Consider the following 18,428-nt stretch of genomic DNA (forward strand, 5'->3'; position numbering starts at 1 on the left):
AGCGGAGGGGTTCCACGCGTACCCATCCCGAACACGACCGTTAAGCCCTCCAGCGCCGATGGTACTTGGACCGAAGGGTCCTGGGAGAGTAGGACGCTGCCAAGCGAAGGACCACTGTTGATGAACATCGACAGTGGTTTTTTTATTAGCACATACGTGAACGCCGGATCGGGTTACTACGATTTCAATGAACAGACCAGTAAAGAAACCAAGAGCAGGAACCTGCCCTTGGTTTCTTTTATTCAGCGTACGGAGCTTCTTCATATTTAACTGTTCACTACCGGCGAGCGTTTGCGAAGGCCGAGAGCGGTGATACCAATCCCGAGAAGGGAAGCAGCAATCGGAACGATCATCGCTGTGCGGTAGCCGTCGAGCATCGCTTGCGGGGAATTGTCCAAACCTGTAGCGCCAATCTGCACAGCGGTCACGACCGCCAAACCGAGTGCAGCGCCAAACTGGAAGGAGGTATTCAATAACCCGCTGGCGAGCCCCTGCTCTTCTTCCGCTATTCCGTCGGTGGCGGCGATGGTTAAAGGTCCGTAAGTCAGCGAAAAGGCGAGTCCCGTCAGGATCATCGTCGGGAACATCGCTGCATAGGTCCAGTCCAAACCGATGGGAAGAAAAAGGGCGTAGGCTAACGCAGCAAGGCAGAATCCGCCGAAAATCACCGGAATATTGCCGAAACGGTTTACCAGCTTGGGGGTCAGGGTAGGTGCGAGTATGGAATCGACACCGACGGCGAGCAGGGCAAGACCCGTTTCAAGGGATGACCAGCCGCGCAGTTCTTGGAGGTAAAGTACCGTCACGAATTGGAACCCGAAAAAGGAGCCGGCAAACAACATGGCACCCAGGTTTGCCCGTACGAGTGAGCTGGCAGAAAATATGCCAAGGCGTACCAAGGGGGATGCCGAGCGTCGCTCAATCGTTGCGAAGAGACCAAAAAGCAGAACACTGCAGGCTAATATTCCGGTGGTCCAGCTCCAGCCCAGGTTGGAAGATTCCACGACACCGTAGACCAGAAGCAGCATGGCTGCCGTGACGCTGATTGCCCCGGCCAGATCGAAGCCTTTGGAGGATGCCTCCGGCCGACCGGAGGCCGGTATGAGGCGAATCGCGGCTAGAAGAATCACGAACGCCAATAAAACCGGTCCAAAGAAAACCCACCGCCAGCTGATCTCACTTAAGATGCCTCCGACCACAAGACCCAGTGAAAACCCGGCGGCTGCCGTCCCGGCATAAACGAGCAATGCCTTGTTGCGTGCAGATCCCTCCGCAAAGCTTGTCGTGATGATAGATAGGCCGGCCGGAGTCATAAACGCTGCGCTAATGCCTGTAACAAACCGGGCAGTGATCAGCATCCAGCCTTCGGTCGATAGCCCGCCTAGCCCGGAGAAAGCAAAGAAAACCGTGAGCCATAGCAGAAACATTTTTTTTCGCCCGAACAGGTCGGCTGCCCGGCCCCCGAGCAGCATGAAGCCGCCATATCCCAATACATAGGCGCTGACTACCCATTGCAGCGAACCGGTCGACATGCCCAGTTCAGCACGGATCGCGGGCAGAGCCACGCCCATCATCGACACGTCGATCCCTTCCAGAAAAATAGCGCCGCACAAAACGAATAATAAGCCCCAGGAAAGCTTGCCGGAACTTTGAAACGTTTTACCGTTTGCCTTCATTCGATATGTCCTCCTCATTATGAATAATCATCCATTCCGGAACCGGCTGGATTAGATCTGCCGATTTCCTTATTGGCACAAGGAGATTATGTATCATATAATCGAGGAACAGAAGTACGCACTTTTTTGTGTCATTTTCACCAAAAGGTAATATAGGAACCCAAAAGTACCTATTTTGATCGGGGGAAAACATGCCATGAAAACAATTATGCAGCAAGCTTTTAATATACCTATAGAAGCGACCTTGGAAGTCATCGGGGGAAAATGGAAAACGCTTATTTTATGCCATTTAACCTATGGAGCGAAACGAACGGGCGAGCTAAAAAAGTTGATCCCGGGCATCACGCAAAAAATGCTGACTCAGCAGCTTAGAGAGCTGGAGGAGGATGGGGTCATCATCAGGACGGTATACAACCAGGTTCCGCCGAAAGTCGTTTATGAGTTGAGCGGGCTCGGCCAGTCCCTTGGGCCGGTCATCGATGTGATGTGCGAGTGGGGAGAGCGGTACATCCAGGGATCAACCGAGAACCAGGCAAGCTCAAACATGTGACGTTGGCCGCTGATTTACGAATTTTAAGAATCCGTCCGACAGGCACACTTTGACCGGAAGGAATATATGTATAAGGAATGGTCATGGACGCCCATTCAGCACTCCCTCGTACAAGGAATCACCCAAAAGAGGTTGTTTTAGTTCATTCAAATGATTAAACTAACGGATAACAGTAGGCTCAAGAAATTCGATAAGACGAAGTGGGGGGAAACCGAAATGAAGACGATCAAGAGCATGATGGACCACCTGTACTGGGCGGACGGACGTATTTTGGACGCGCTTGAGGAAAGCGGGACGAAGAACAAGGAACTTCTGAAGCTGGTCCGGCACGTCGCGGTCGCGGAACGGGTCTGGTTGTCCCGATTGCAGGGCAAGGGCAGCGCGCAATATTCGTTGTGGGAGGAAGCGGAAGACCTGGCGGCGATCCAAAGGATGTTCGAAGAAAACGCCGAGGAATATCGCGTCTATGTCGAGGGGCTCGAGGAATCCGGGTTGGATGAGATGATCGACTATGCGAATCAGAGCGGGGATCCGTTCCGGACGTCCGTGCGGGACATCCTGTTGCAGGTTCTCTTGCATGGGCAATATCACCGGGGACAGATCAACCGGGCCCTTCGGATGGAATCGGCAGAGCCTGTCCAAGTCGATTACATCACGTTCGCGCGGCTCTAACAAGGCCTAAAAATCACCATGATCCGGTATGGGTTAGCATTCATTGAACGAACGGGAGACGTTCGTCCCCATAAGCAACAACATACACAGGCATACAAACCTTCAATCTCTGGCTGAGATGGCAACGACAGCGGGTCTGACGAAAGCCCGCCATAGAGAGGGGAGGCTGTAGATTCACCAGCCGTCAGCCTGTTCCACAATCATATGCCCTCACGAGTCCTGCAGCCATTTTCTCCCCTTGATGAACAGTTAAGGCGTAACCCCGCTCTTCTAGTGAAAATATATAGGCATCCTCGCTCATGTAAGCAAATCCTCACTACAGATCCATTTCGTTTTCGTTTCCTTTCCGTTACGGCTGATCAGCCCCCGCAGGCGCTTCATGACAGACTGAATTTCGGTATCGGTCAACAAATAATACGTATTCACGCTCCAGGTCTCCCTGTTTTTCAAATGAAAAATCAGCATAGGAAATTTCGGAAGCAGCCACTTCTTGAAAGAGGGCAAGTAAGACGCAAAATAGCAAAAAGCAATACCATGCTCTCATTGCGGATAAAATCTTCATGGGCGGAGTTGCTGATGTCGTAAATGAGGGTGTTAAATAAAGTATTTGACGAAGAATATTTATATCTATATTATCAGAAATATAGAAATACAGAAAAATGACCAATCAATCCAATATATGAAAGAAGGGATGGCAAGGATGAGTAATAAACCTCTATTGGTGATCGTAGGGGCCGGCCCGGGCGTAAGTGCGGGGATCGCTAGGAAATTCGGGAGCAAAGGCTTCCGGGTGGTACTCCTATCAAGAACCGAGGCTTCGCTGCAGCACAGCTTGGAGGAGTTGCGGCAGATGAACATCGAGTCATACGGAGTAACTGCTGATGCTTCGGAACCGGATTCCGTCAAAACAGCGTTTACCCAAATCAGGAATTTATATGGAGCCGCCGATGTTTTTGTATATAACGCGGCACATATTGTGCCTGGGGATGCTCTTTCGTTAACAGAACAGCAGTTGATTGATGATCTGAAAGTAAATACGGTCGGCGCATTAACCAGCGCGCAGCAAGTCATTCCGGATATGGTCGAAATGAAAAGGGGGGCTCTCTTTTTCACGGGGGGCGGTATTGCGTTGAATCCGAATCCACAGTATGCTTCTTTATCCATCGGCAAAGCCGCGGTCCGCTCACTGGCGCTTTCCCTGGCCGAGACGTTGGAGCCCCATGGAATTTATGTGGGCCAGGTTTTGATCGCAGACCATGTTCAGCAAGGGACCTATTATGATCCGGACCGGATCGCTGATGTGTATTGGGAGTTGTATAATAATAGAGACCGGAAGGAATATTTATATAAGGAATGATCATTGACGCCCATTCATGTGCGATGGTCTTTTCATTAAAAGGAGAGTTGCTGAGCGATCGCAGCTGTCCTTTTTTACCTTAATTGTGCAAGTATAGACTGTGCTTTAGATCATGCTCTTTTCCAATGCGCTTCGAACTTCCATGCCGGATGACTTCGCTGCCCGTTCCAGCCTCCAGATTACGTTGGCCGTTCGTTTAATGCAATCGCGGACACGTCCTCGCATGAGACGGTTTCGTCATGCCGATATTCGGCCGTTCCTGGCGCTTGAGGAAAGTTGGACGAAGAACAAGGACCTTCTGAAGCTGGTATGCCCTCATGAGTCCTGCAGCCATTTTCTCCCCTTGATGAACAGCCAAGGCGTAACCACGCTCTTCTAGTGAAAATATATAGGCATCCTCGCTCATGTAAGCAAATCCTCACTACAGATCCATTTCGTTTCCTTCCCGTTTCGGCTGATCAGCCCCCGCAGGCGCTTCATGACAGACCGAATTTCGGTATCGGTCAACAAATAATACGTATTCACGCTCCAGGTCTCCCTGTTTTTCAAATGAAAAATCAGCATAGGAAATTTCGGAAGCAGCCACTTCCGAATGGAAGGGCCGCTGTAGCTGATGCTGGCAATCTCCGCCCAGGCTACGGTCCGCGTACCGTCCGAAACGGAATTTTGATCGTAGGCCAGCAGCTGCGTGTCTGATTGGAGCGCCTTTGACAAGCTGACAACCAAATATCCTCCAAAAAACGGAATCCCTATCATGGCTGATGTGATACAAAAGAACTTGCGAATAAAAGAGGTATCCATAAAAAAAGCCGCATACAGCAGAAACAGGCAGGCCAGCACAAACAGTAAGCTGCCGAGTGTTTTGGCCCATGCCACGGATTTTCGATAAAATATCGCGTTCATGATCCAGCGCCCCGCCTCCTCAAATGATTTGAACATTCCGTTAATCCAGCGGATTCCCTTACGACGACTTTAGCTGACAAGCCGGAAGCCTCGCCGGTCACATGGTTCACAATCTGGCGATTTATGCCTCTTGCCAAGCTCTTCAAGAACGCATCGTTACCTTTTCCTATTAACCCAATGAATTGACATTGTCTTTCCTAAGTTATCATGGAGGTTTAAGAAAACGCAATACGTAAGAAATTTTAGATATTTTTAATATCTACCCACTTTTTTCTTAATCATTCCTATCTAATCTTAATCGCATAGGAAGCGTAACAGGAATCAATATGGAAGTCGAAATTAACAGTGAAAGGATGGATCTAGAATATCATGAAAAAATGGCTCCGTAAGGATGCTTCGGCGGCCATGTTCTTTCTCGTGCCAAGCGGCATGGGATTTGCACTCTTTTACCTTATTCCTTTTGCCATGAGTGTGTACTATTCCTTTATGAGCCAATCGGTTGACGGCCATTTTGTGGGTCTCGATAATTACGTGGAGCTGTTTGGCAGTGCTTCCTTCCGCAAGGCGGCGTCCAACACGTTGTATTTCAGCGCAGTCAGCGTTCCGCTTATGGTCATGCTGTCGCTCGGGTTAGCGATGCTGCTTCATAAAAATACATATTTTCAAAAATGGCTTCGGACCGCTTATGTGATGCCGCTTGTTGTGCCCGTCGCCTCCATTATCATGATCTGGCAGCTGCTATTTGATTGGAACGGCTCCCTGAACGCCTGGTTGAGCAGTTTTGGATTTGAACGGGTGGATTGGATGAAGACGGAATCGGCACGCGTGGTCGTGATCATGGTGTATCTATGGAAGAACATCGGTTACAACGTCATTTTATTCTTGGCGGGACTGCAGCAAATCCCGAAGGATTATTACGAAACGGCCCGGATTGAAGGGGCTGGCAGATTGCGGCAATTCCGAAGCGTTACGCTGGTCTATCTGACTTCTTCGATGTTCTTTGTCGTGATTATGTCCATTATCAACTCATTCAAAGTGTTCCGGGAAACGTATCTGATCGCAGGCGATTATCCCCATGACAGCATTTACATGATGCAGCACTATATGAACAATATGTTCATTTCACTCGACATTCAGAAGCTGACCGCAGCGGCGTCCCTGATGTTTGTCTGTATTCTGCTGATCGTCCTGGTGTTGTTTGCCATTGAGCGCCGGCATCGGCAGTACATGGAATAGGAGGTGGACCGAAGTCTCGTGCGAGTCGTCCATATATTGAAAAAAAGTGTATTAACATTCGTCCTGGGTGTTATCGGCCTGGTTTTGATATCGCCTATTGTGATTACATTCACAAATTCATTGATGACAGAACAGGAGATCGGGATCAATTATGGTCTCATCGGTCAAATGAATGAAGTGACTTCAGGTAGAGACGGCTCTTTTGCAAACCTGAAACTGATTCCCGACAAGGTGTCTTTTGCACAGTATGGGAAGTTGTTCATTGACAACCCGAAGTATCTGACGATGTTCTGGAACTCCGTGTTCATGGTGGTGCCGATCATTGCGGGTCAGACCATCGTGGGAGCACTGGCTGCTTATGCATTCTCCAAGCTGAAATTCCGCGGCCGGGATTCGATGTTTCTTGTGTACGTCATGACGATGCTCATGCCATTCCAAGTCACGCTGGTGCCCAACTATATTATGGTCGATAAGCTTGGCATGCTGAATAGTACGGGCGCCATCATTGTTCCAGGCATTTTTGCGGCTTTTGGCGTGTTTATGCTGAGACAGTTCATGCTGGACATTCCCTATGCCTATATTGAAGCTGCCAAAATAGACGGCGCCGGACATTTGCGGATCTTTATGACGATGATTATACCGATGATCAAGCCGGGGCTGGCCGCCCTTGTGATCTTGCTGTTCGTTGATTATTGGAACATGGTGGAACAACCGCTTATCTTTTTGGACGACCCGTTCAAGCAGCCGTTGTCCGTCTTTTTATCCAGGATCAAAGATAGCGACCGGGGGATTGCCTTTGCTGCATCCATGCTCTATATGGCCCCGATGGTGCTGTTATTTTTGTACGCAGAGTCGTATTTCATAGAGGGCATTCAATTGTCAGGCGTTAAGGGTTAACTTTTCATGGCGTTTCTAGGAGGAGAAAAAAAGAATATGGAGCTAGGAAAAGGGGTAGCTGATCAACGACGAAAGCGAATCCTTCAAATCGTGTTCGTGGGTTTCATGGGGCTGCTGCTGCTCTTTACATTGTTCAGCAATACGCTGCAGTCCTTAACCTTACCCAAGGTAACCACGGAGCAGCCGAAACATGGAGGCATCACGCTATCCATCGAAGGAAGCGGAATACTTCAGCCGATCGCTGAAGCGAAGCTATCCGGTTCAACCGGCTGGAAGGTTCGACAGATTCTCGTGAAAGAAGGAGAACGGGTCAAGAAGGGGCAGAAGCTTATTACTTATGACAACCCAGCGGCGAGACAAGAAATCGAACTTGAAGTCACGAATCTGGAAAAGCAAAGAATCGAGCAGCAAAATCTTCAGGACCAGTTTATTCTATCCTCCATTGAAGAGGATGAGCTTAAGCTGCGCAGCGCAAAACGCGAAATTGAAAAAGGGAAACTTGATATTGCTGCGCAGGAACGCAAGATCAACGAGATGAAAGAACGGCTGGCAAAAGATCAGATGCTTACCGCTCCGTTCGACGGTATTGTAACGAAGCTGAATGCGGTCGAAGGACTGGCATCTGCGGGCGAGCCGGATGTCATTGTCTCAAATAGCAGTCAAGGCTATAGGTTCAACGTGGGTGCGGATGCAAAGCGCTTGTCCAGCATTGGGTTATCCGTTGGAGAGCGGATCGAGGTAGAGGTCCTCACAGATAAAGAGCAGCAAGCAAGCGTCATGGAAGGCATCATTGAAGAAATCACCAATGCAGAGCCGCTTATAGAGGGGGCATCCCAGGAAGCAGAGGCGGCAGCCATCCCTCAAAAGATCATTCGTATTAAACTCATCGATGCCAAGCTGAAGGGAGGTGAGCAGGCTCGGATTAACATCGAGAAAAGCTCTCTCGATCAAGGGCTGCTTGTTTCTAATGAAGCTATTCATCAGGACCGGGAAGGCGTGTATGTTTTTGTAGTCGAAGAACAGCCGGGTGCACTCGGTAATGTTTTTGTAGCCCGGAAAGTCAACATCAAGTTCAGCGAGCGAAATGACAAAGAAACGATGATCCAAACGGACAGCATCTATGAACAGGATAAAATCATTCTGGACAGCAGCGAGCCTCTGCAGGATGGCAACCGGGTTCGCTTGGAATAGTGAGGCGTTGTAATCAGAACATGAGGGGGAAATCATACATGAAAAAATGGCTTTTAATTATTTCTATCGGCACCATCATCGCTAGTTTAACTGCATGCGGCTCAGGAGGAAGCGGGAATGTGAATAAGCCCGCAACGAAAGAAGGGAAAACAGTGCTTACCCTGTCGCTAAGAGAGACGAGTCCATTCTATCAAACGCTGGAAAAAAAGTTCGAAGAGAAATACCCGGATATCGACTTGCAGATCAATGCATACAAGAGCATGGGTGAACAATGGGGACCCGGGGAATTCGAGAAGTATCGTACTACTACGAATACAGCCATGTTATCGGGCAAGGGCATGGATATCATTGAAGTTGACGGCTTGCCTGTTAAAGAATTTGTGAGCAAAGGCTTCCTGCTCAATATGAATGATTTGCTGAAGCAGGACAAGACGCTCGATAAAGGCGATTTACAAATGAAGATTGTGGACGGTCTGAAGCTGAATGGCGGAGTGTATACCATCCCATCGGGTTACTCTTTGAGGGTATTGGTCGGTAATGGGGACATACTGGGCAACGCCAACGTGACGTTTGATGATAAGACCTGGGATTGGAAAAAGTTCGGGGAGGTTTCGAAGGAAGTGATCCGGAAGGCAAAGGAGAGCGGTACCAGGGAGGTATATGCATTGGCGTCCTACCCGCCGGAATACCTTTTCCAGGAGATGCTCTATGAGAACTATGCTGCATTTGTTGAACCTTCCGCCAAAAAGGCTTCGTTCGACTCTCCGGAATTTGTGGATTTGCTCCGGCAAGCGATGAACATGAATAAGGAGAAGATCATAACCGCCGGCGAGGCACAGCCGGGCCATCAATTGTTCAGTTCCACCCCGATCAGGTCACCGCTTGATTTCATCGACGGCCCTTATATGCTGTTTGATCATCCAAAGATCATGCTGTTACCCCGAGCGGGAGAAACCGCGGGTCAAAAAGGTGCGCGTGTCTTTACTTCAAACCAGTTCGCGATCCATGCCAAATCGCCGGCACAAGACGAAGCTTGGAAGTTCATCACCTTCCTATTGTCGGAAGAAGCACAATTACTGCAGGAAAGAGAAGGGTTCTCGATGCTTAAATCCGTGAATGAAAAGATGATCAACGACCTTCAGGAAAAAGTAAGAAGTGGCGATTATAAGCTACCCAATGGGCAACAAGCCAAAGTACCTGACGAACAATTCACTGTATTTAAACAAATTGTTCAATCCGCGGATCAATACGTGGATCTGGACAGTAAAGTGATATCGATTGCCGGTGAAGAGTCTATGGCGTTCTTCAGCGGACAGAAAACAGCAGAAGAAGTGGCGAAGCTGATCCAGAACCGAGTAACCACCTATCTAAACGAATAGTTAGATCACTAGGCAGCAGCCCACTTTTGTGCGCTGCTACCTTGTTTCACAGATGAGAGAAAGCGGAGGACAGACTTATTGATTTTCCTTTTTTATACAGGGAGGTACATTTATGCACAGGCCAAAAAAGACATACGCGTTCATCATGCTCAGTGCAGCCATGTTGAGTCATGGGTTTGCCCTTGACGTGTACGGGGCATCCACAACAGGTCACTCTGTTTCCAAATCCGTTGCTGCAGCCGCATCCAGCTTCACACTGGACAAACTGGGATCGGTACCATTGAAGCAAAACGTCAGTGTAGAGCTGACGGAGATGGATATTTTCACTCAGCCAGACGGAAATATTCTCGTCTATACACTTCGTTATCGTAACAGCAGTGGCAGCAGAGTGGATCTTATCGATTATTTTTCCCAAGTTACTACGCCAAGTGGCGCGTCGGTAAAAGGCAAGAATGTAACGAGTGACGCGGCCAAACGAACGGTGCCGGCGAACAGCAGCCTATCCGTGACGTACTATGCGAATGTTGGAAAATCGACAAAGGTAAACGGAATCAGGGTTTCCATGTTCGGTTGGGATTTCGGCAGCGCGAATTATCAGAAGAAACTGGGGCATTTCACCATTCCGGCTGATTACTCTACGGAAGTTCCGATCGGTCAGAGCAAGAAGATCACGATGAATCATCTTCCCGTTACGGCCAAGGTGGATACCCTGCAGAGGTATGCCATCAATGGAAAAGTTTATATTAGATTGGGACTCGGACTCACGAATGGAGGAACAAAGGTATTAAGCGACCCCGGGTATAAAGCATACCTGAAGTCGGCCGGCGGCTCGGTATTTGAGCTTATCTCCGATTCAGCCAGCACCGGCTACAAGCTTCAGCCTCAGGAGAGCGGCGTTATCTCCTATTGGACGGAGATCCCTTCCACGATGCAGACGAATGGAATGACGCTACAGCTGGCTCAGGAAGACGAAGCGTTAAAGATTCGTGTTCCGGTGCAATCGTTCAAGCTTCCCGCAGCATCCACGGAGGTCGCCGTGGCTAAGGGCAATAGCGCAAAGCTGCGGATGAAACAGCAGCCTGTTACGGTCAAGGCGGAAAGTGTGAAGCGGATGAAGCATAATGAAAAAGTGTATGTGAGAGTGGGGATTAATTTTGCAAACGGAGGCAAGAAGGTACTGAGCGATCCCGGATATAAAATGCAACTGAAGTCGGCCAGCGGCTCGGTGTTCGATCTCATGCCTGAGGATGATACAGGGGGCAGCTTCAGGATCCAGCCAGGACAGAAACGAACCATTTATTATCTCGCAGAGGTTCCGACCAAACTGCAAACAGACAATATGACGATGCAAATTTCGCAGGAAGACGATGCTTTGAACATGATGCTGCCTGTAAGAACCTTCAAGCTTCCGGCCATTACTGCTGATGCGCCTACGGCGGATTATGCCATCCGAAACATATCGGTGAACCATCAAACGATAGAGACGCAGCTAAAACATGCTTCCGTGTTTGCTGAGAACGATACCGGCAAATGGAACCTTCAATTTCGCGTTAAAAATCTCGGTGAAAGATCATTGAAGCTGCCGGCCTATGAGCTTTCCATCCTCACGGATGAAGGCTACAACATCCCGGTGATAACAAAGGGGCTTGATCATATTGTACTGAAGCCGCTGGAAGAGAGGCTCATTGATCTCAGTGCGGATGTGCCGTTACATATGAATCAGAGTAGGCTGCAGCTGCAATTGACGGAGCCTGCTGCGGAAGGGAAGATCAGCTTCCCGGCTGCCCGCTATAAAATCCCTTATGCTCCGGAAAGTGAAAGTTATCTGGGTGTAGAAAACATCATCGAGAATGCTCACGGCACATTCGGCGTCAAACTAAGCTCATTTCAGCGGATGCCACAGGGAGATGGGGATCAAATTGCAGCCCAAATCAGTATTCGTAATACCAAATCATCGACCGTACCGCTGCCTGAGCTTAAAGCTGCAGTTAAGGCAGGAATGCGCGATCTCAGCAGCACGGCCCAAGTGGTCGTACCGAATGACCAGACAACCTTGGCACCGAATGAAACCATGGACTTGTATGTACTTGCCAATGTTCCGTATTCCTATCCATTCAATCAATTGAGAGTCGATCTGCTGGAAACTTCAGGAGAGGATGTTCACAAATTTCTGTCGCTGAATACCCATTCGCTCAACACTGTCATGAAACAGGTCGCTGCCGGCGAATCATATCTTATTCATACGCCCGGCAAGAAAGCGGAAGTCCGAGAACGCCTGACGACGGTTTATCAAGACAACAGCTCCAGTGTAATATATACTGAATTGGTGATGGCGAGCCGTGAAACACGCCAATCCAAACAGGCACAGCTGGTTGCTTACTATAAAACGCCGGAAAACGAGATATTTGAGGCCAAGGTCAGTCAATCATCCGATAAGACAAGTCCGAACGGGAAAAATCTGGTGACCATTTGGAGCAAGCTTCCGCAGCGTGTGAATCCTTCGCAGCTTGTATTGTATATCGGGGAAGGTGTAGCAAACGGAAAGATGACTGATTTAGGGGAAGAATCAACGGGATCGATCAATACGGTGGGGTTGGCACTTAGCCCTAAAGTTATACAACCAACAACCAATCTGCAGAATGTGGAAATGTTTCCGTACCATCTCGCCATTACGAGAGGAGAAGGTAGGCTTAGCGCAGGAAAAGATACGCTTACTACGGTTATTTATTATAATCTCGTAAGGAACGGGGATTACGAAACAGGTTCGTATGACCATAAGCTCATCATGGAGCTGATCGACCCAACCGGACAGTCGACGGAAAAGGTTGTAACACTCGGTACCGATTTGACCATCGGCAATAATAAATCATACTCCATTAACTTAAACGGCAATTTCAGCAAAATCGTAAGCGGAGGGTCGGTTCGCATCAATCTGTATGACGAGTTCCAAGGTCGGAGAATGCTGCTCGGAAGTCAAAGCTATCCCTTTATTTACGAAGAGAATCAGGCCAATAGACCGGATAGAGAATAGTATTACCGATACACATTGTTAGAGGACAACATCCCTGAAGATATGGACTGTATTTTCAGGGGTGTTTTTTGATGAATTTCTGTCAGTTTGCAGTTTTAATAACCTTTTAATTATTCTAAAAGAATTTTTAAGATATTCCATGTAAGATGTGTAGTCAGGTGGGACGTGCCATTTCTTGGATTGATTAACGCTTGTTCTTCTTAAGTCCCCGGATTCAATCTGAACTATACGCAGAGGATGGATATCATGAAACAGGTTACAATTCTCATTGCGGACGATGAGGCGGAAATCGCGGACCTGATCGAACTGCACTTGAAAAAGGAAGGCTATGATGTCCTTAAAGCAGCGGACGGGCAGGAGGCGGTGCAAGCCGTTCAAGCGCATTCCGTCGATTTGGCGATATTGGATATTATGATGCCCAAGCTGGACGGTTATGAAGTCATCCGGCAAATTCAGGAGCGCCATCAAATGCCGATTATTTTTGTGAGCGCCAAAACCTCCGATCTTGATAAAATTGCCGGGCTGGTGAGAGGGGCGGACGATTATATCACCAAACCTTTCAACCCGATGGAGCTGATCGCGCGCGTGAACGCCCATCTTCGCCGTTATATGCAAATGAGGCAAACAGCGCCTTCCGACAAATCCAAGCTGGAAGCGGGAGGTTTGGTCATATATCCCGATCAGCGTGCAGTGACCCTGTACGGAGAAACGATCGAGCTGACGCCCAAGGAGTTTGACATCTTGCTCTTACTGGCCAGTTATCCCAAGAAGGTGTTTAGCACGGAAAATATTTTTCAGCATGTATGGGGCGAGTTCTACTTTGAAACAAGCAATACAGTTATAGTACATATTCGGACATTGCGAAAAAAACTGCGCGACGATACGAACCAAAACAAGCTGATCAAAACGGTTTGGGGGGTAGGCTATACGTTCAATGGCTAACTTCATACGAGGCTTCCGCTCCAAAATGATTGTGCTGTTCGGCTTAAGCATGTTTTTATCCGGCATCATCATATATTCATTATACAAAATATTGCAATATTATTACCGCACACAGGTCAAATTCGAGGATCCGTTGAACCATGTCCGACAGTTTATTCGAACGGTCGGTGATATCAATTTTTTCCTGATATTTTTTGTCCCGTTGGCGGTTTTGTTCTTCTTCTTGCTTACGAAACCTTATGTGGCTTATTTTAAAGAAATTTCTGCGGGGATTCGTCGCCTCGCGAGCGGCGAGTTCGACAAGCGGGTTTCGGTTGCATCCCGGGACGAGTTCGGTGATATCGCGGCGGATATCAACCTGACCGGCGAGAAACTGAAGCAAGCGGTGATCAGGGGAGATTTTGCCGAGAGCAGCAAAGATCAGCTGATATTGAATTTGGCCCATGATTTGCGTACACCGCTCACTTCCGTTATCGGTTATCTGGATTTCATTCTTAGGGACGAGTTGTTGACCAAAGAACAGGTTAGGCATTATACGAGCATTGCTTTCGCGAAGTCAAAGCGCCTTGAGAAGCTGATCGACGAATTGTTTGAAATCACGAGAATGAATTATGGTATGCTGCCTGTCGAAAAACGATCGATCGATTTGAGCGAGCTGCTGACGCAGCTATGCGAAGAGTTGCTTCCGGTTTTTGAGAAAAGTAAACTGGAAGCCCGGTTGCGCGTTACTCCACTAATGATCATTTCAGGCGATGGCGACTTGCTGGCACGCGTGTTTGAAAATTTGCTGACCAATGCGATTCGGTACGGCAGCGACGGTCAGTTTGTAGATATTCATGGATCCCTTGAAGAAGATGAAGCGGTAGTTCAGGTGATTAACTACGGCGATCGCATCCATCCGGACGAGCTGCCGCATCTATTCGATATGTTTTATACCGGAGATAAATCCCGGAATCATCAGGAGGGCAGCACGGGCCTGGGCTTATTTATCACAAAGAACATCATCGGGCAGCATAATGGAACGATCACGGCCGAAAGCAGCTTACTTCGGACCGTTTTTGAAGTACGGCTGCCGCGGGGAGAGGGGCGGGAGGCCGTGAAGCCGTGAAGCCGTGAAGCCTTGCGGCTGTGAGGATTGGTGAAACGGTGCATGTGGATTTAGGTGAACTGTTTTTGCTAATGACAAGATTCCTTTGCGTACGACAATTTTTTACCTGAAGAATCAAAAAAGGAGCGGGTAGACTTCAACCTGCTCCAATAAACCGATATACAAACCTGTATTAATGGTGATGATGGGCATGTGCATCCGGTGCACCGGCTTTTACGTTACATAAAACAGATTCATCGTGTCTATGTTGTTCGGATTCGATCTGTAGGGTAGAGTGGGGGATATTTTTGTGCTCCAGCATATGCTCGATTTTTTGCAAAAGGGCGTCGACCTCATAAACCGTTCTGTTCCCGTCGACCACAATATGGGCCGTGAGCACGTTTAAGTTGCTCGTGATGGTCCAAATATGCACATCATGCACGGCCTTCACGCCTTCAAACTGCGAAATGGCTTGCACAACTTCCTCTACATCAATGTTACGCGGCGTTCCTTCCATAAGTACATGCAGGGAAGATTTGCTGACATAGTAACCACTCCGGAGAACGAGTACTGCGACGATGACACTGGCAACCGGGTCTGCCCATCCCCAGCCGAAAAACATCATCAGCAGCGCGGCAATAATGGCCCCGATCGATCCGAGCATATCACTGATCACGTGCAGGTAAGCGCCTCTCATGTTCAGGTTGTGCTCCGTATCGCTGCCACGCATCATTATCCAAGCAACCAGGATATTAATGAGCAGGCCGATGCAGCTGATGACCAGCATTCCCACGGTAGCGACTTCCGGCGGGTTCACAAATCGATCGATCGCTTCGTAAAAAATGTATAAGGCAATCGCAATCAGGGTAACGCCGTTTAGCATCGCAGCCAATATTTCAAATCTCCGGTAACCAAACGTGTTTCCCTTATTGACGGCTTTTTCTCCAAACTTAAACGCAAGTAAAGCGATCGCTAACGCAAGAGAGTCCGATAGCATATGACCGGCATCGGATAGCAGGGCAAGACTATTCGTAAAAAATCCCCCAAATGCCTCGACCAGCATATAAGCGGTAATGATGATAAAAGAGAACAGCAACACTTTTTTGTTGTTTTGTCCATGTCCGTGACTATGATCATGGGCGTGATTGTGATCATGTCCTGCCATACCTATACCTACTTCCTATATGATTGTAATCATATGAACAGTTGCTCATATGTTCTATTGATGTTAATTATATGTGGATAACCAAAGCACGTCAAGGGCAAACCGGTACAAAAATATAAAAGCCACATCCTCATTGCGAAAGTGGCTTGTTAGGTCAATGTATTGGAAAAGCGGGGGCGTTGATGCAGCCTAGACGGCTTAGGAAACATCTGAAAGGATATTCTTAATCAAGATCCGGGGAAATGTGATGTTCATGCTCCTGGCGCAAGACTTCGTCGAAGAGATTCCCGTTTGGTTGGGTCTGCTGTTGCGGCAGCTTCAATTGCAGCTGTGCCAACGCCTGTTCGAACTCCCCGATCGTTACCGGTTTGGCATGCCGCATCAATTCGTAACCGATTTGGCCGCTCATTTCAATGGTAGCGGTCTTAACGTCGGCAAAAGAGGAGATTCCCTTCACTCGCAATTTTGCCTCCAATTGATCGGCGGATAAGCGCAGCTTTTTCAAGTTTTGCGGTATAATCTTTCCATCCTGAATGACAAGCGTTGCTTTGCCCATAAACCATCTCTCGACCCAATCGAATTTTACCGCCAGAACTTGAACCGTAATCAAAAGCGCCACGAAAATGCACAAGGTTACGATGGTTTTCCATAATCCGTGCCCGGAAATCGCGTGCCCGATCATAGAGGCCATAGCCAGCAGGGTAATGATTTCAAGACCCGTCATTTCCGCTGCCGTTTTTTTGCCCAATATGCGCAGCAAACAAAATCCCACGAACAGCACGGCCAAAGCTTCCCAGATAAAACTAAGGTTCATTTGGGCCCCTCCCATACCAGATGGATGTATTGGGTCATTTTACTTTCATAATCAGGGATTGATCCACTTCTTCAATCCGGCTTCGCCCGGATATAGCCAGCTGCAGTTCGGTTTCCGCCATAAGATGTTTGATCACTTCTTCTACTCCGGTTTGTCCCGCAACGGCTAAAGCGTAAGCATACGGGCGTCCGACCAAAACGGCCGTGGCCCCAAGAGCGATCGCTTTTAAGATATCCGCCCCTCTGCGAATGCCGCTGTCCATAATAATCGGGATTTTGCCCTGTATCGATTCGTTGATCGAAGGCAAGGCATCCAACGTCGCCACGGCTCCATCAAGCTGTCGTCCTCCATGGTTTGAAACGATGATGCCGTCGACGCCATGTTCCAAAGCCAGCAGGGCATCGTCCGGATGCGTAATTCCTTTAATCAGCAAAGGCAGACGGGTTTGTTCCCGAATATATTCAAGCTCTTTCCAAGTGAAACAGGTGTTATTCCCTTCCTCCAGAGCCTTCAAGGCGGCCTCCTTTACGTTTTTGTCGGGAGATTCCTTGAGTTTCGAACAAAAGACGGGATCGGAAAAATAATTGCCCATTCCTTGTCCCGTAAGGAAAGGCAAGTATGCATTCCTTAGATCGGTTTCGCGCCATCCAAGAAGGGTCGAATCCACCGTGACGACGATGGCCTTGAATCCGGCCGCCTCCGCACGTTTCAGAAAGCTTTTTGTCAGCTCATGATCTTTGGGAGGATAGAGTTGGAACCATCTAACGGCGTCTCCCATTGCTTCGGCCACCTCCTCCATGGAGACGCTGGAAACGTTGCTAAGGATATAAGGAACGCCCAGTTTCGCCGCAGCTTTGGCAGGTGCCAGTTCGCCATCGGGATGAAGAATCGTATTGACCCCGATCGGCGCCAATAGAAAGGGAAGCGGGAATCGGTCGCCGAAAATCGATACCGAAAGATCACGCTTGGAAATATCGCTGCAAACCCGAGGCCGGAGCCGGTATTTTTGGAAGGCATCCACATTGCCGCGATGCGTATCTCCGGCTCCTGCCGCTCCATAAACGTAGCCGAACGGGGCGGCGGCAAGAACTTGTTTTGCTCGGTTTTCCCATTCGTCGAACGATACCGGTAAAAGCTTCGCAGCCTCGTCACCGCATTGGTAGATATCCATTTGTATCGTTTCGCTCTGAAATGCCATTCATATACCTCCACATTTTCTGAAAAATTCCGCTTCATCGATTCTTAGCTTGGACAAATGGCAGGAAGGTTAGTCAAAATAAATGGATTTTTCTCTCCTTGCTTTAACCATAGTGAACGGAGAGCGAAAGTCTAAGGGGAGGGCAGGTGGGTTCGTTTTTTTCGTCCGTTGCACAAAAAAAAGCCTTGGCTTTAGGCCAAGGCCAGATTGTCGAGAAACCCACGTCTTTGAGACGCTGGGTTTCTCTTTTTTTCATTTGCAGTTGCTAAAAAGCCTAAAAAAGAAGGGTTACCCCCTCTTTTCCAGGCGATCCAGGTGGATCGCCATCTT

Annotated in this window: 16 protein-coding genes and 1 rRNA gene; 11 read left to right on the forward strand and 6 right to left on the reverse strand. The window is 48.6% G+C overall.

The window, feature by feature from the left end; all coding sequences use genetic code 11:
- Positions 1 to 105, forward strand: a 5S ribosomal RNA gene (rrf, locus tag AC27KL_RS27555); the annotation flags it as partial.
- Between the two features lie 161 nt (positions 106 to 266).
- Here rrf and AC27KL_RS27560 read toward each other — a convergent pair.
- A complete protein-coding gene (locus tag AC27KL_RS27560; protein WP_339322449.1) occupies positions 267 to 1,676 on the reverse strand; it encodes an MFS transporter in 1,410 nt (469 codons plus the stop codon).
- 196 nt (positions 1,677 to 1,872) lie between these two features.
- On the opposite strand from AC27KL_RS27560, the gene AC27KL_RS27565 reads away from it, so the two are divergent.
- Together AC27KL_RS27565 and AC27KL_RS27570 are read left to right on the forward strand one after the other, a co-directional pair.
- Entirely contained in the window at positions 1,873 to 2,226 is a 354-nt protein-coding gene (locus AC27KL_RS27565) for a winged helix-turn-helix transcriptional regulator (RefSeq protein ID WP_487171751.1), read from the forward strand.
- A 216-nt stretch (positions 2,227 to 2,442) separates the two neighbouring features.
- Positions 2,443 to 2,898: a DinB family protein gene (locus AC27KL_RS27570; protein WP_339322447.1), complete on the forward strand. Its 456-nt coding sequence runs from the start codon at positions 2,443 to 2,445 to the stop codon at positions 2,896 to 2,898.
- A gap of 297 nt (positions 2,899 to 3,195) precedes the next feature.
- Here AC27KL_RS27570 and AC27KL_RS27575 read toward each other — a convergent pair whose 3' ends face one another.
- Entirely contained in the window at positions 3,196 to 3,324 is a 129-nt protein-coding gene (locus AC27KL_RS27575; protein WP_487171752.1) for a hypothetical protein, read from the reverse strand.
- 181 nt (positions 3,325 to 3,505) lie between these two features.
- On the opposite strand from AC27KL_RS27575, the gene AC27KL_RS27580 reads away from it, so the two are divergent.
- Positions 3,506 to 4,255 carry an SDR family NAD(P)-dependent oxidoreductase gene (locus AC27KL_RS27580; RefSeq protein WP_487171753.1) on the forward strand — a complete coding sequence of 250 codons (750 nt, stop codon included), beginning with the start codon at positions 3,506 to 3,508 and terminating at the stop codon, positions 4,253 to 4,255.
- Between the two features lie 402 nt (positions 4,256 to 4,657).
- Here the strand turns inward: AC27KL_RS27580 and AC27KL_RS27585 are convergent, their stop codons facing one another.
- The gene (locus AC27KL_RS27585) at positions 4,658 to 5,158 is read right to left on the reverse strand and encodes a DUF5381 family protein (RefSeq protein ID WP_487171754.1); all 501 of its coding nucleotides are present in this window, start codon (positions 5,156 to 5,158) and stop codon (positions 4,658 to 4,660) included.
- A 369-nt stretch (positions 5,159 to 5,527) separates the two neighbouring features.
- Here AC27KL_RS27585 and AC27KL_RS27590 point away from each other — a divergent pair, with 369 nt between their 5' ends.
- From AC27KL_RS27590 to AC27KL_RS27620, 7 genes are all read left to right on the forward strand, one after another.
- Positions 5,528 to 6,394 carry a carbohydrate ABC transporter permease gene (locus tag AC27KL_RS27590; RefSeq protein ID WP_487171755.1) on the forward strand — a complete coding sequence of 289 codons (867 nt, stop codon included), beginning with the start codon at positions 5,528 to 5,530 and terminating at the stop codon, positions 6,392 to 6,394.
- Between the two features lie 18 nt (positions 6,395 to 6,412).
- A complete protein-coding gene (locus AC27KL_RS27595) occupies positions 6,413 to 7,291 on the forward strand; it encodes a carbohydrate ABC transporter permease (RefSeq protein WP_487171756.1) in 879 nt (292 codons plus the stop codon).
- 36 nt (positions 7,292 to 7,327) lie between these two features.
- The gene (locus AC27KL_RS27600; RefSeq protein ID WP_487171757.1) at positions 7,328 to 8,482 is read left to right on the forward strand and encodes an efflux RND transporter periplasmic adaptor subunit; all 1,155 of its coding nucleotides are present in this window, start codon (positions 7,328 to 7,330) and stop codon (positions 8,480 to 8,482) included.
- A gap of 38 nt (positions 8,483 to 8,520) precedes the next feature.
- Entirely contained in the window at positions 8,521 to 9,861 is a 1,341-nt protein-coding gene (locus AC27KL_RS27605; RefSeq protein ID WP_487171758.1) for an ABC transporter substrate-binding protein, read from the forward strand.
- A 112-nt stretch (positions 9,862 to 9,973) separates the two neighbouring features.
- On the forward strand, positions 9,974 to 12,892 hold the full coding sequence (locus AC27KL_RS27610; protein ID WP_487171759.1) for a hypothetical protein: 2,919 nt from the start codon (positions 9,974 to 9,976) through the stop codon (positions 12,890 to 12,892).
- Positions 12,893 to 13,138: 246 nt separating this feature from the next.
- Positions 13,139 to 13,834: a response regulator transcription factor gene (locus tag AC27KL_RS27615; protein ID WP_487171760.1), complete on the forward strand. Its 696-nt coding sequence runs from the start codon at positions 13,139 to 13,141 to the stop codon at positions 13,832 to 13,834.
- Positions 13,827 to 14,942: a sensor histidine kinase gene (locus tag AC27KL_RS27620; protein WP_487171761.1), complete on the forward strand. Its 1,116-nt coding sequence runs from the start codon at positions 13,827 to 13,829 to the stop codon at positions 14,940 to 14,942. The genes AC27KL_RS27615 and AC27KL_RS27620 overlap by 8 nt, the downstream gene beginning before the upstream one ends.
- A 172-nt stretch (positions 14,943 to 15,114) precedes the next feature.
- Here the strand turns inward: AC27KL_RS27620 and AC27KL_RS27625 are convergent, their stop codons facing one another.
- From AC27KL_RS27625 to AC27KL_RS27635, 3 genes are all read right to left on the reverse strand, one after another.
- Complete coding sequence (locus tag AC27KL_RS27625) at positions 15,115 to 16,086, reverse strand: cation diffusion facilitator family transporter (protein ID WP_487171762.1); 972 nt, start codon at positions 16,084 to 16,086, stop codon at positions 15,115 to 15,117.
- Positions 16,087 to 16,309: 223 nt separating this feature from the next.
- Positions 16,310 to 16,900, reverse strand: a complete 591-nt coding sequence (locus AC27KL_RS27630; RefSeq protein ID WP_487171763.1) for a DUF421 domain-containing protein — start codon at positions 16,898 to 16,900, stop codon at positions 16,310 to 16,312.
- 34 nt (positions 16,901 to 16,934) lie between these two features.
- Positions 16,935 to 18,098, reverse strand: coding sequence for an alpha-hydroxy-acid oxidizing protein (locus AC27KL_RS27635; RefSeq protein WP_487171764.1), 1,164 nt, complete (start codon positions 18,096 to 18,098; stop codon positions 16,935 to 16,937).
- Positions 18,099 to 18,428 lie beyond the last annotated feature (330 nt).

It is taken from the genome of Paenibacillus sp. YAE3, assembly GCF_057546105.1.

Coding starts and splice junctions, on each gene's coding strand:
- AC27KL_RS27560 (WP_339322449.1), bottom strand. CDS start 1,676: ATGAAGGCAAACGGTAAAACGTTTCAAAGTTCCGGCAAGCTTTCCTGG.
- AC27KL_RS27565 (WP_487171751.1), top strand. CDS start 1,873: ATGAAAACAATTATGCAGCAAGCTTTTAATATACCTATAGAAGCGACC.
- AC27KL_RS27570 (WP_339322447.1), top strand. CDS start 2,443: ATGAAGACGATCAAGAGCATGATGGACCACCTGTACTGGGCGGACGGA.
- AC27KL_RS27585 (WP_487171754.1), bottom strand. CDS start 5,158: ATGAACGCGATATTTTATCGAAAATCCGTGGCATGGGCCAAAACACTC.
- AC27KL_RS27590 (WP_487171755.1), top strand. CDS start 5,528: ATGAAAAAATGGCTCCGTAAGGATGCTTCGGCGGCCATGTTCTTTCTC.
- AC27KL_RS27600 (WP_487171757.1), top strand. CDS start 7,328: ATGGAGCTAGGAAAAGGGGTAGCTGATCAACGACGAAAGCGAATCCTT.
- AC27KL_RS27605 (WP_487171758.1), top strand. CDS start 8,521: ATGAAAAAATGGCTTTTAATTATTTCTATCGGCACCATCATCGCTAGT.
- AC27KL_RS27610 (WP_487171759.1), top strand. CDS start 9,974: ATGCACAGGCCAAAAAAGACATACGCGTTCATCATGCTCAGTGCAGCC.
- AC27KL_RS27615 (WP_487171760.1), top strand. CDS start 13,139: ATGAAACAGGTTACAATTCTCATTGCGGACGATGAGGCGGAAATCGCG.
- AC27KL_RS27620 (WP_487171761.1), top strand. CDS start 13,827: ATGGCTAACTTCATACGAGGCTTCCGCTCCAAAATGATTGTGCTGTTC.
- AC27KL_RS27625 (WP_487171762.1), bottom strand. CDS start 16,086: ATGGCAGGACATGATCACAATCACGCCCATGATCATAGTCACGGACAT.
- AC27KL_RS27630 (WP_487171763.1), bottom strand. CDS start 16,900: ATGAACCTTAGTTTTATCTGGGAAGCTTTGGCCGTGCTGTTCGTGGGA.
- AC27KL_RS27635 (WP_487171764.1), bottom strand. CDS start 18,098: ATGGCATTTCAGAGCGAAACGATACAAATGGATATCTACCAATGCGGT.